Source organism: Paenibacillus sp. p3-SID1389, from assembly GCF_025151705.1.
Classification (GTDB): domain Bacteria; phylum Bacillota; class Bacilli; order Paenibacillales; family Paenibacillaceae; genus Fontibacillus; species Fontibacillus phoenicis.
This window is the reverse complement of sequence record NZ_JALXVO010000081.1, coordinates 1-12,739: the sequence shown is the minus strand read 5'-3', so window position 1 is coordinate 12,739 and position 12,739 is coordinate 1. Positions and strand designations below refer to the sequence as shown.

Here is a 12,739-nt window from a genome sequence, read left to right as displayed (position 1 = left end):
GGCCGGAGCGTGCTTTCCGCCGCCGCAGCCGTCTGGCCGGCGGCGGAAGCGCCCTCCTCCGCGCCTAGAGGCGGCGCGGGGAAGTGGAACTGCTCCTGGATCACGGAGCGGTTCGGGCCTTTCCCGATCGTCTGACGCACGACTTGCGGGATCAGCACCTGCCCGGACAGCACAGCGCGCACGCTGTTCTCCACAAAACTGTTCAGCTCCGGCTCCTTGCTGAAGCGCACCTCCAGCTTGGACGGATGCACGTTCACGTCAACCAAGGACGGGTGCATCTCCAGCATGAGCACCACCAGCGGATACCGATTAATCGGCAACAGCGTGTGATACGCGCGCAAAATCGCCTGATGAAGCCCTTGATTCCGGATATACCGGCCGTTCACAATCGTCGACATGCCCGAGCGACTGGACCGCGCCAAATCCGGACGCCCAATATACCCCGTCACCCGGTAATCCAGATCCTCCGCTTCAATCGGCACCATTCCTTTGGAGGCATTCACGCCATAGACGGCCGCAATGACCTGCAGCAGATCACCGCCTCCCGGGCTTTGCAGCAACGTATTGCCGTTATGCCGCAACGTAAAAGCAATCTCAGGATGAGCCAGCGCCTGACGATACATCGTATCAGAGATATGCCCCAGCTCGGTCTGGATCGTCTTCATATACTTCAGCCTTGCCGGTGTATTGTAAAATAATTCCTTGACCACAATATCCGTTCCTTGCGGGGCAGCGATGTCCTCATTGAGTTTCAACGAGCCGCCTTCGATTTCAATCACCCGCCCGAGCCCGGAATCGTTGCTTGAAGAGACCAGCCGAACCTTGGCGACCGCCGCGATACTGGGTAAGGCTTCACCGCGGAACCCGAGGCTCCGGATCTGGAACAGGTCGCGTCCGGAGGTAATTTTACTTGTCGCATGGCGGTAAAACGCTGTTTCACAATCCTCCGGTTCAATCCCCGAGCCGTTGTCGGTCACGCGGATCAGCTGCATTCCACCCTCTTCAACGGCGACCTCGATTTTGGTAGCCCCTGCGTCAATGGCGTTCTCCACCAGCTCCTTGACCACCGAAGCCGGGCGCTCGACCACTTCCCCAGCGGCAATCTGGTTAGCGATATGCTCGTCTAATATTGCGATTTTTGCCATAGCTGTTCCCTCCCTCCTTGTTTGACCGATCTTACGAAATCTGGACAAATCTATATGAAATTTCATATATATTCCCGAAAAAAACGACCAAATCGCCGTTTCTATTCGAAATTTCATACATAATCCGGGGCATGTCCGGGATTTCGCTCCAATCTATTCGATTTTTCATATACATTCTGCTAAAACCGCGGAACTGAACTTCATTCTATTCGAAATTTCATACACAATGGCACCGAGCGGACAATTTCCCAAGCCGTGGTGGTGCCCATGCATAGATATCATCATACATAAACCGTTTGGTTCCTCAAAATCATCGTACAACGTTGCCCCTGTTCCGTTCTGTAACTGACTTCCTAGTACCTACCGTACGTTTACAGATCCTTCGCCTTCATCTTCAGATCATTGACCAGCTGCATAGCCTGCAGCGGTGTCATGTTCACCAAATCGGCATTTTTAATCAGGTTAATGATCGTACGTGTTGCCGGATCTTCCGGCGCCTGAGCGGCTGGCTTTGCTTGAACCAGCGGCTCATCGTCGCCAAACATCGAAAGCTGTACGACCGGGCCAACTTCACCGGCAAGCGGCTCAGCCGTAGCCGCAGCTTCCATCTCAGCCACAGCCTCTGTTGCTGCCGAAGTTGCAGCAGCATCCGCTGAAGCCGTACCCACAGCTGCTCCTGCAGCTGCTGCCGTTACTCGCACAACTTGATCGTTCTGCTCCTTCGTCACAAGCGGCTGAGCCGCCTGCGAAGAAGCTGCGGCTGTTGCAGCCACATCCACCGTTGCTGTCCCAGAGGTTAAACCAGCCACCGCAACGCTGCCCCCGTCCGCCAACGGACTTTTCTCCTCCAGCTCTTTCAGCAGCCCGTACGCCCGGCCGATGATCTCATCCGGCAGGCCGGCCAGCCGCGCGCAGTAGATGCCGTAGCTGGTGTCGGCCGCGCCGGGGATCAATTTGCGCAGGAAGTGCACCTTGTCGCCGCTTTCCTGCACCGCCATGCTGTAGTTATTCAGCCCGCGAAGGCTGTGCTCCAGGTAAGCCAGCTCATGGAAATGCGTCGACACCAGCGCCTTGCAGCCAATCCGGTCGTGGACGTATTCGATCACGGCCTGCGCAATCGCCATCCCTTCGCTGGTCGAGGTGCCCCGGCCCAGCTCGTCGATGATGATCAAGCTGCGCGGGGTGGCCTTTTCCGTCATGATCTGAATATCGGCCATCTCCACCATAAAGGTGCTTTGCCCGCCAATCAGATCGTCTGCTGCCCCAATCCGCGTGAAAATGCGGTCGACCAGCGGAATCTCCGCTTTGGACGCCGGCACAAAGCTGCCGATTTGCGCCAGGATCGAAATCAGCGCGACCTGCCGCATATACGTGCTCTTTCCAGCCATATTAGGACCCGTGATCAGCAGGATGCTCGCCTCGTCCTTGCGGAGCTCCGTACTGTTGGCGATAAATGCTGTATCCTTCATCACCGCTTCCACCACCGGATGCCGGCCTTGCTCCACAATGAAATCGTAGCCGTCGGTCAGCTTCGGCTTCACAAAGCTGTTGTCCGATGCCACCTGCGCCAGCGAGCGCAGCACATCGATTTCAGCAATTTGCTCGGCCAGCTTCTGCAGACGAGGGATATCGGCGGCGATCCGTTCACGCAGCTCGTTAAATAACGTGTATTCCAGATCAACCATTTTCTCCTCGGCTTCGAGAATCAGCGCTTCCTTCTCCTTCAGCTCCGGTGTCACAAAACGTTCGGCATTCGCCAGCGTCTGCTTCCGTTCATACCGCCCTTCCGGGAGTAGAGACAGATTGGCCCGCGTCACTTCAATATAATATCCGAACACTTTGTTGTAGCCGATCTTCAGCGATTTGATCCCGGTGGCTTGCCGTTCAGCTGCTTCCAGCTCGGCAATCCAGCGTTTGCCGTTGACGCTGGCCTCTCGAAGCTCGTCCAATCGCGTATGATACCCTGCCTTGATCAGGCCTCCATCCCGCACCGACACCGGCGGATCGTCAGCAATCGCCGCATCAATCATGTCGGCCAGATCCGCACACTCATCCATCGCCGAAGCGATCCGACGCAGCGTGTTCGATGACGAATCCGCGCATAGCGTCTTAATCGCCGGCACCTGAAGCAGGGATGTCTTGAGAGCGACCAAATCCCGGCCGTTCGCATTGCCGAAGGCGACGCGTCCCACCAGCCGCTCCAGATCGTAAATATCCTGCAGAGCGCCGCGCAGATCCTCACGCAAAATAAATGCGCTGTACAGATGCTCCACCGCTTCCAAGCGCTCCTCGATCCGCGCTTTCTGCAGCAGCGGCTTGTCGATCCAGCGCCGCAACAGTCTAGAGCCCATCGACGTTTCCGTGCGGTCGAGCAACCACAGCAGCGAACCTTTCTTCGAACGCTCGCGAACCGTTTCGACCAATTCCAAATTACGCCGCGTAAACGGGTCCAAAATCATAAAATGCTCGGGCTCATAAGCCGATATTTTCGTGAGTTGACCCAGCGAACGCTTCTGCGTCTCGCTTAAATAGCCGACAAGGACAGCGATATTGTCACGCCGCTCCGGCTCAAGGCGAATCCATTCCGCCTCGCCGAACAACGAGCGAGCCGTGTCTTCCTTCGCTTTCGCCCAAGGCGTATACACGACCGGCTTGCTGAGCGGTGCAGCTTGTCCAGCGATCCAATCCAATAACTCGGCGTCCCCGATGATTTCCGCCGGGTCGTATAAGCCGATCTCGTCACGCAGCCACTCTTTGTTGGATGGCGCCGACGTCGAGTACAGCTCCCCCGTGGACAGGTCGCAGGCAGCCAGGGCCATCATCCCCTGCCGTTCGGTGACCGATACGATGTAGTTGTTCGTCCGCTCGCCGACCGTTTTCCCTTCCATAATCGTCCCCGGAGTGATGACCCGGACGATTTCGCGCCGCACCATGCCTTTGGTTTGCGACGGGTCCTCCATTTGTTCACAGATCGCGACTTTGTACCCTTTTTCAATCAATCGATGAATATAATTGTCTGCCGAATGGTAGGGAACACCGCACATCGGAATTTTCTCCTCGGCGCCCCCGTCCCGTCCGGTCAGTGTAATCTCAAGCTCCTTCGCAGCCAGGATCGCATCCTCGAAGAACATTTCATAGAAATCGCCCAGCCGGAAAAACAGAAACGCGTCCTGCGCTTCCGCCTTAATCCGTAGATACTGCTCAATCATCGGCGTGTAGGTAGCCATGATTCCCCTCCAATTAACCTAAGCGCATTTAGGTCTTTCATAGAATCCTATTATACCAGAAAAGGGCAACCCGGTTATGAAGGATTTTGCAATTTCCAGGCGGGGCGGATATCCGCAGTTTCGTCCCAGACATGACCGGACTGAACGGCATCAAGCAATGGTGCGATGTATCCCTGATATCGTGAATAGTCCGGAACCTTTTGGATATCGGTGATCAAGCGGGGTAACGCTTCGCGAAGCGGTTGTTTTCTGCCGGTATAAAACGCCGTCCAAACCGCATCCTTTTCCAGCGGTCTTGCCTTTAACCGATCCGCATTCTCGATAATTAGGCACGCTAACGCCACGACCCCTTTGGTGACGAGCGGAGAGATCAGGAAGCTGGGTAAAGTGCGATATTCGAAGCCGCCGTACTCCTTAATCCGAAAATCGCCAAGAAACCCGTATTTCGGCCGGCGGGGCGCACTTCGGGGGTCCTCCAGCAGGGCCAGCGGCAGCGCCAGATAGTTGTCAAGCGTCCGCAGCAGCTCTGGGGTTAGCAGCACTCCGCTGAAATGCAGGTGTCCGCCTAGCGGAAAACCGCGTTGCGGCATCGCTCCCGCCTGCCAAATCAGCCCCTGATCTTCAATAGAAGCTCGGGCTTCACGAAACGCGCGCAGCAAATGAATAACCACATCGCGTGGTTCCTTGCCGGGGCGTGGCCGCAGCTCCGCTAGCGGAAATAACCGCTGCCCGCGATATCGCAGCACATCGCAACCCGCTTCCCCGTGAAAGTGCAAATAACGGGAAGCCGGAACGACTTTCCTATGGGTCGGATCAAACAGCAAAAACTCCGGGTCCATCCCAATCAACCGCTCTGCCGGCAATTCCTGCTTCTCCTGTTCCTCCAAGGTTCCCCGCATCGCCTGGGCGATGGCCTTGGTTGCCGCGCTCCCGATCTCCGAGACGGGGGTGATCGAATCCACCGTAAACCGCCCTTCTTCCCCGGCCGAGATCACCACTTCGCCAAAGTCGAGTCCAACGGCGTATAACGCCCGAACGGCCGTATTTGCCAGGCGTTTATAGAGTGGCGAATCTGGAGACATTGCTTCCCCCAGGAGCGGGAGCGCTTGCCCGGCTTTGCCAAGCGGCCGAATGTCCCAGGCCCGCAAATGGAATACCGTAACGGCAAAGCGGCGGATATAAGACGCAGTAGTGCCCCTGGCCGCATGAGCGTTTCGTACCTGCGATGTTGGCTTCAGCCCAGCCGCTTCGAGCCGGCGGCGCCAGTCTTCCAGCGAGTGCATCGGCCGGCCCAGCACGATCTCTTGTACCCGGCCGCCCCAATACGCCTCCTCGCGGCCATAGTAGATCCATTGGGAAGCATCTGCTGCGGCTCGCGCGAGCCGTTTTCCCGGAGCAGCGCCCGCTGGCTTCCCGCCGGAACTCGAATAGGCGCGTGATAACGACCCGCTGGACGATTCCGGTCCTTTCAACACCCGGTAGGGGCTGCCCATACGTTCCAACGCCTGCAGTAGCCGAGCTTTGAACGCGCTGGAGTCCAGACGGATTTTTAGTACGAGGTGCTCATCCTTCACCACTGAGTTCATCCCCTGTCTTCGTTAGAGGTTTTTTCAAAAAAATAAAAACAAAAAGAGGGCAGCCGCCCTCTTCGACGACGCCCCTGCCGCATATGCTACAGTGTACACTGAAACAGTTGGTACTTACCCCTTTGCCTTCTTGCTTCCTTCTCGAATTACAGTTCGTCGTCGAGGAGATCCGGATCCAAATCTTCATAATCGCCGAGCTCGGAGCCGAAATCGTAGTCCTTGTCATCGATGCCGCTGCTCGGCACAACAAGCACGTTCAACTTCGTTTCGGCAACCAGTTCCACCGCGAATTCGCGTTCCACCCGAATGGATACGCGGCCGTCTCCCGATACGGTGGCTTCGACGGTGCTCGGTTCCTGCGTGGCTTCTGCGGACACTTCCACCGTCGACGAACGGTGTCTGGAATCCAAGTAGTTCAGCGGAACATTCTCAACATAAGATACCGTTTCTTTGGCGACCTCAGTCTGCGAGTTTTTGTCGTACGAATACCAGATGTTAATATCGTAAGTACCAATAACTTCAATTCCGTCTCCCGCAGCGACCGCTTCGTACTGGTGGTTGATGATCCAGGCCCCCAGGATGCTCGACGGTTTATGAGGGGGAGTCACGGTATGTGTTACGGTAGAGAACTTACGACCTTTGCCGCAGATCGCTTTCGTGATGATCTCTCTACTTTGATATTTCAATGACATGTTAGAACCTCCTCCATACATCATTCAATACAAGTGTATGCAGGACATTCGTCTAGGGTGACAACTATTTTATCGACGCCTGTTTTCGTTTTGCTCCCCGTTTCTCCGCTATTCGTGGAATGGGGGCTTTATTTTTTTTGGAGACAGCCAGATATAAGGAAAGTTCCCGGCACAGCTGCAAAATGGCTGAACGCATTTCAAATTCCTCACGGGTTGAAGGCATCTCCATTTTCTTGAACTCCTCCTCCAGCTCCGTAAGCATCTGCTCCGTAATCCCCGTATATTCCTCTTGATTTACATCCACGCTAAGCCGGTCAAACAACACGGCCACAAATTCGCCTTGCGGGATACGTTGATATACTTGCGAAATCAGCTCCAGCATCCCTTCGATCCGGCTTAACTGCTCTTTGCGCATGATAAAATACGCCGTCCACGCCTCGTTGGGCGAGATCATCTGGTTCTCGGCTGCCCGCTTCGCGAGCGCGTAGCCCTCATCGATCTTTCGGGCCGCATCGGTGATCTCCTTGCCATCCCATAAGCGATAGGGATCGTTCAGCGAAGCGGCAATCTCTTGAAAGATACGGGAAAACAAGGCATCCACCTCACGCCGAGTTTCCAGCAGCTTGTCTTCCGTTTTGGGCATGTACAGAAAATTAACGACCATGGCCGAACCCAACCCAATGATCAGCAGCTCCACCTGGATTAACAGCACGTGCCAGGAGATCTCCCCGCCGCTGAATACGCGGAACACGACAACGGAGCTGGTCACAATCCCTTCCTTGAAGCCCGCGCGAGCGATCAATGGGAAAGCGACGAGGATGTAAATGGCCAGCACCCAAATATGAAACCCGAGGAAGTAGAAGATGCCAAAAGCAAGCAACAACCCCAAAGTTGAAGCAAAAAAACGTGCCGTTATCGATGCCAGGCTGCGCTTGCGGGTGACGTCGACCCCTAAAATCGCCAGCAGTCCCGCCGAATTGGCACCAGGCACCCCTAAGGCATCCGCAATAAATATTGCCATTAGCGTGGCAATGGCCGTTTTGATCACTCGAAAACCCATGAATTCTCACCCTTTTTGTCGAAAGCGATCTATGAAAATATCCTACTTGATTTCACGCTCCCACACAATCAGATATATTTCATTCGTCCCAGCTCTGTTCAACGGTCGAAACGGTATAATCAGGTAAAGACTACGGCGAAGCTCCCTCCTCCTGCTCGAATGCAAAAAGGGAGCGTTACCGCTCCCTTACCAGCTTCCTTTCGATATAGACGACCAACTGATACATCGCCGTCGCCACGATGGCGATGATGACCAGGCTCGACAGCACCAGGGTGAAGTTAAACACTTGAAACCCGTAGACGATCAGGTAACCGAGCCCGATTTTGGCAACGAGGAACTCCCCGACGATGACCCCGACCCAAGCCATCCCCACATTCACCTTCAACGTAGACACGATGGTGGGAAACGAAGCCGGCAGGATTACCTTCAAAAACACGTCGCGCCGGCTCCCCCCAAACGTGCGAATCACCTTGACAAAGTTCGCGTCAACTTCGTTGAAGCTGTTAAAGACGACGAGGGTGGTTACAATCACCGTAATTGATAACGTCGTGACCACAATTGCCGTGAAGCCGGCGCCAAACAGGACGATAAAGATCGGGCCCAGCGCCACCTTCGGCATACTGTTAAACACGACCATGTAAGGATCCAGCACACGCGATAGAAACGGTGACCACCAAATCAGCACGGCAAGCAATGTGCCGATCAGGGTCCCCAGCAGGAAACCTACTGCCGTTTCACCAACCGTCATCGCCAGATGCGGCCACAATTCTCCGCTTAGCGCATCCTTCACGATCTGCCGTCCTACCTTGGACGGGTAGCTGAAGATCAGTACATCAATCCATTTCAATTGGCCTGCAAGCTCCCATAATCCCACAAACAACACGAGGATTAAGATCTGTACACTCAGCACGTAACGGCTCATCTGACGTTTGCGTTTGCGGTATTGCTGCCATTTCTCCTGCAGCCAGGCTTCTGAAGCGGCCGGTTTCGTCACGGGCGGTGCCAATGGCTATCCCTCCTTTCCGACGTCTCCAGATCGCGCCAGATTTCATGGAATAGTTCATTGAAGCCTTCGGCCTCCCGGGCATAAAACGGCTGGGCTTTCTGGATATTCTCCGGGATCTCGTACATGCTGCGAATTCGCCCTGGTCTGGGGGCCAGCACGATCACCCGATCGCTGACCGCGATCGCCTCCGATAGATCGTGGGTCACCAGTACCCCCGTTTTCTTCCGCTGCTTTAGCGTCCCCCACACCAAATCCTCCAGCTGTAGCTTCGTCTGGTAGTCCAGCGCTGAGAACGGCTCATCCAGCAGCAGCAGCTCCGGATCGGTCGCCAGCGTTCGCACAAGGGCCACCCGTTGGCGCATTCCGCCCGACAGCTGATGGGGATACAATTTCGCGGTATCGCCGAGCCCCATTTCGGCCAGCAACGCCCGCGCGTGCTCCACACTTTCCGGCGTTAACCTTCCGGTCAGTTCCAACCCCAGTACGGTATTGCTCAGAATCGTCCGCCACGGGAACAAGTAATCCTGCTGCAGCATATACCCCACCTGCGGGGTGGGGCCCGTTACCGGTTTGCCGTGCAGGAGCACCTCTCCCCGGGATGGGGCCAGCAGACCAGCCATGACGGAAAGAAGCGTGGTCTTTCCGCAACCGCTGGGACCAACCAAACTGATGAATTCGCCAGGCTCTACCGCTAAATTCATCCCTTGCAAGGCGAGGACGGCCTCCCGGTCCGTCACGTAGACCAGATCTAGGTTTTTCAGTTCCACGACAGATGGCAAAAGCGCTCACGCTCCTTTTCCGTTCACGTTCATGTTATTTGACGGATTTGACGGCTTGCTCGGCAAAGCTGTTATCCACCAGCTTATCCGCTTCCACCCGTTCATTGAGTTCTCCGGCGCTTTCCATCACGTCAAGCAGGTTGTTCCAGGCGTCCTCCGCCAAAGCCGGCGTTTCTGCATAGCTTCCCTGCTCCTGATACCGCTTGATCGAGCTGACCAAGATCTCCATGTCCGTATCTTTAAAATAAGGCGCAACCGTCTCGGCAATTTCTTCCGGCGTATGCGATTGAACCCAGCGTTGGGCTTTATGAATCGCATTCGTAAACTTCTGGACGATTTCCGAATGATCCTTGATATAGCTCTGCTTGGTCATAAATACCGTATAGGGCAGCCTGCCGCTCTCCGTACCAAAGGAAGCGACGACGTATCCTTTCCCTTCCTTCTCCACGATGGAGGCTTGGGGTTCAAACAGCTGAACGAATTGTCCCGTTCCCGATATGAATGCAGCCGTGATGTTGGCGAAGTCCACATTCTGGATTAACTCCAGATCCTGATGTGGATCGATCCCGTGCTTGCGCAGGGTGAACTCGCCCGCCATTTGCGGCATGCCTCCCTTCCGTTGACCCAGAAAGACGCTCCCCTTCAACATCTCCCAATCAAATTCGGCGGAGTCCCGGGCAACCAGGAAGGTACCGTCGGTTTGCGTCAATTGAGCGAAGTTGATCACGGGATCTGTGGAGCCTTGCTGATACACGTAAATCGACGTCTCGGCTCCGACCAACGCCACGTCGATGGCCCCCGACAGCAATGCCGTCATCGTTTTGTCACCACCCGCCGTTGTTTGCAGCTCCACGTCCAGTCCTTCTTCTTTAAAGAAACCTTTTTCCAATGCGACGTACTGAGGGGCATAAAATACGGAACGGGTGACTTCCCCGATTTTGACCTTTTGTGCTTTGCCGCTTCCTCCACAAGCGCTTAGCGCTGCGGTCAGGAGGACGATGAGCGCGATCCATAACCCCTTTCTTACGTTGTTCATGCCATTCACCTCTCCTTCTAAATGGGGTTTCATAGCCAATCGATGTCTAGCGGTTGGCCAGAAGATACACTAAATACTATGCGATGGCCTAACAAAAGGTTAAGCCGTGCCGGGGCGTTCCAAGTTCGATGTACGAAAAAAAGCTGCCCCTAAGAGCGGATGAATCCGCCTTAGGGGCAGCTTTCGACCGGCATCGCTTTAGATGCCGTAAATGCTTTTGAATTTCTGTTCTAGATAATCTGCGAGATAGTCCGGGTTTAACTCTTCGCCGGTGACCGCAAGGATCAGCTCCGACGGTTTCCGGCTCTTGCCGTATTTGTAGATTCTGTCGGTCAACCATTCCTTGATCGGCTGGAAGTTCCCTTCGGCGATGAGTTCTTCAAATTGCGGCAGCTCTTTCCGCAGCGTATTGGCGATTTGGGCAGCATACATGTTGCCAAGCGCATAGGATGGGAAGTACCCAAACAGACCGGCCGACCAGTGTACGTCCTGCAGAACGCCAAGCCCGTCGTTAGGCGGAGTCAAGCCGAGATAGTCGCGGTATTTCTCATTCCAGACTTTCGGCAGCTCGCTGACCGGCAACCCTTCATTAAAGAGCATCTTCTCAATCTCATAACGGATAATAATATGCAAGTTATAAGTCAGCTCATCCGCTTCAATCCGGATTAAGGAGTTCTCTACACGATTGATGCCGCGGAAGAACTGCTCCGGCGTAACCCCTTGAAGCTGTTCTGGAAAATGCTGCTGCAACTCGCCGAAATACCGTTGCCAGAATTGCAGGCTGCGCCCAACGAAGTTCTCCCAGAAACGGGACTGGGACTCATGGATCCCCATCGACGTTCCTTGGCCCAGCGGCGTTCCGGCCAGCTCCACCGATACGTTCTGCTCGTAAAGCGCATGCCCGCCCTCATGCAAGGAGCTGAAGATGGCGCTGGCGACATCATCCTGCTTGTAGTTGGTAGTGATCCGCACGTCGCCATGGTTGATCGTGGTTTGGAACGGGTGAACCGTTTCGTCAATCCGTCCAGCTGCAAAATCGTAGCCGATTTGTTCGAGCAGGAACCGGCTAAACTTCGCTTGCTGCTGGTTATCATACAGCTGGTTCAGGAATGGAGCTTCCGGCTTATTCTTCGCTCCAGCTACCGCCTCAACCAAGGGAACGAGTCGATCGCGCAGCTGGCCAAAAACTTGATCGAGTTTCTCCGTAGTCAGGTCCGGTTCATACATATGTAGTAACGTATCATAACGCGTAGCCTTCGGACCCCAGTAGTCGATAAACTCCTGAATCTTTGCCACAATTTTCGTTAAATAAGGCTCGAATCCGGCAAAATCGCTGTTCTCCTTAAAGTCTTCCCACACCGTTTCAGCATGGGCCGTCAGCTCTGTATATTCGCGGAATTTCTGCGGCGGAATCTTGACGCTTCGGTCGTATTCCTCCTGCACATCGAGCACCATCCGGCGCTTCACATCATCCAATTCCTCCAGGACGGCAGGCTGGTTCAAATAAGCTAAGTACTCGCCCATCTCGGCTGACGTTTGCAGCTTAAAAGCTTCCGTGGACAACAATCCGATGGTCGCTGCCCGGGTCTCCGCCCCTTTGCGCGGTGCACCGGTGCGTAAATCCCAGTTCATCAGCGCGACCGCTTCCCCGTATGCATGAATCTTCTGCAGAAGCTCCCGAAAGAGCTCCCATTTCTCAACCGTTTCCTGTTTCATGACAACTCCGCCTTTACTGGTGAAATATAGTTGCTACTCTTGATGATACTTTTAACTAAACGTATAATCAAATTTTAAGTAGACGAATTCGTTAATTTTTATTGAAATTTTATTTTGATGTAAAGGAGTTGCCTCTTCCTTATGAAAATCACGCTTAACGCAACGGCCAAAAAAATGATCGACGACAAGTTAGCTGGCCAGCCTGGCTTGCTCCGCCTCGTCTACGATACGGAAAACTGCGGCTGCGGCATGAGCGGTGTTCCCGTACTGAACATCGTATCCGAGCCGGGTCCATATGATATTCCCATGGACAATGAAGCCTACCCATTTTGGATTGACAAAATGCAGGCTGTTTTTTTTGAAGAGGAGCTGTCCTTGAAAGGGGAAGAAGCAACCGGGACGTTCCGCTTGGATGGGCCGTCCCAGTTTTACAAATCCAATATTCCATTGGTAGACCGCCGGTAATTCGCCGTATTCGTGCCAACAACAAAC

10 protein-coding genes are annotated in these 12,739 nt (G+C 54.5%); 1 reads left to right on the top strand and 9 read right to left on the bottom strand.

Translation table 11 applies throughout. From position 1 onward, the window contains the following. The 9 genes from mutL to M3G15_RS20390 all read right to left on the bottom strand — a co-directional run. The coding region (mutL, locus tag M3G15_RS20430) for a DNA mismatch repair endonuclease MutL (protein WP_260071915.1) at window positions 1-1,145 on the bottom strand (1,145 nt) is incomplete at its 3' end. 371 nt (window positions 1,146-1,516) lie between these two features. Beyond that, window positions 1,517-4,372, bottom strand: coding sequence for a DNA mismatch repair protein MutS (gene mutS, locus M3G15_RS20425; protein WP_260071914.1), 2,856 nt, complete (start codon window positions 4,370-4,372; stop codon window positions 1,517-1,519). A gap of 74 nt (window positions 4,373-4,446) precedes the next feature. After that, complete coding sequence (locus M3G15_RS20420; protein ID WP_260071913.1) at window positions 4,447-5,958, bottom strand: putative amidoligase domain-containing protein; 1,512 nt, start codon at window positions 5,956-5,958, stop codon at window positions 4,447-4,449. Between the two features lie 146 nt (window positions 5,959-6,104). Continuing rightward, window positions 6,105-6,650, bottom strand: coding sequence for an outer spore coat protein CotE (gene cotE, locus M3G15_RS20415; RefSeq protein WP_260071912.1), 546 nt, complete (start codon window positions 6,648-6,650; stop codon window positions 6,105-6,107). Window positions 6,651-6,714: 64 nt separating this feature from the next. Then, a complete protein-coding gene (locus tag M3G15_RS20410) occupies window positions 6,715-7,710 on the bottom strand; it encodes an aromatic acid exporter family protein (protein WP_260071911.1) in 996 nt (331 codons plus the stop codon). 175 nt (window positions 7,711-7,885) lie between these two features. Next, window positions 7,886-8,632, bottom strand: coding sequence for an ABC transporter permease (locus tag M3G15_RS20405; protein ID WP_260071916.1), 747 nt, complete (start codon window positions 8,630-8,632; stop codon window positions 7,886-7,888). Window positions 8,633-8,700: 68 nt separating this feature from the next. Continuing rightward, the gene (locus M3G15_RS20400; protein ID WP_260071910.1) at window positions 8,701-9,495 is read right to left on the bottom strand and encodes an ABC transporter ATP-binding protein; all 795 of its coding nucleotides are present in this window, start codon (window positions 9,493-9,495) and stop codon (window positions 8,701-8,703) included. A gap of 34 nt (window positions 9,496-9,529) precedes the next feature. Next, a complete protein-coding gene (locus M3G15_RS20395; RefSeq protein ID WP_036646375.1) occupies window positions 9,530-10,531 on the bottom strand; it encodes an ABC transporter substrate-binding protein in 1,002 nt (333 codons plus the stop codon). A 198-nt stretch (window positions 10,532-10,729) separates the two neighbouring features. After that, window positions 10,730-12,247 (bottom strand): carboxypeptidase M32, encoded by a 1,518-nt coding sequence (locus M3G15_RS20390; protein WP_260071909.1) that lies wholly within the window; start codon window positions 12,245-12,247, stop codon window positions 10,730-10,732. A gap of 141 nt (window positions 12,248-12,388) precedes the next feature. Here M3G15_RS20390 and M3G15_RS20385 point away from each other — a divergent pair, with 141 nt between their 5' ends. Next, window positions 12,389-12,712: an iron-sulfur cluster biosynthesis family protein gene (locus M3G15_RS20385; RefSeq protein ID WP_009226578.1), complete on the top strand. Its 324-nt coding sequence runs from the start codon at window positions 12,389-12,391 to the stop codon at window positions 12,710-12,712. Window positions 12,713-12,739: the final 27 nt, after the last annotated feature.

Coding starts and splice junctions, on each gene's coding strand:
- mutS (WP_260071914.1), bottom strand. CDS start 4,372: ATGGCTACCTACACGCCGATGATTGAGCAGTATCTACGGATTAAGGCG.
- M3G15_RS20420 (WP_260071913.1), bottom strand. CDS start 5,958: ATGAACTCAGTGGTGAAGGATGAGCACCTCGTACTAAAAATCCGTCTG.
- cotE (WP_260071912.1), bottom strand. CDS start 6,650: ATGTCATTGAAATATCAAAGTAGAGAGATCATCACGAAAGCGATCTGC.
- M3G15_RS20410 (WP_260071911.1), bottom strand. CDS start 7,710: ATGGGTTTTCGAGTGATCAAAACGGCCATTGCCACGCTAATGGCAATA.
- M3G15_RS20405 (WP_260071916.1), bottom strand. CDS start 8,632: ATGAGCCGTTACGTGCTGAGTGTACAGATCTTAATCCTCGTGTTGTTT.
- M3G15_RS20395 (WP_036646375.1), bottom strand. CDS start 10,531: ATGAACAACGTAAGAAAGGGGTTATGGATCGCGCTCATCGTCCTCCTG.
- M3G15_RS20390 (WP_260071909.1), bottom strand. CDS start 12,247: ATGAAACAGGAAACGGTTGAGAAATGGGAGCTCTTTCGGGAGCTTCTG.
- M3G15_RS20385 (WP_009226578.1), top strand. CDS start 12,389: ATGAAAATCACGCTTAACGCAACGGCCAAAAAAATGATCGACGACAAG.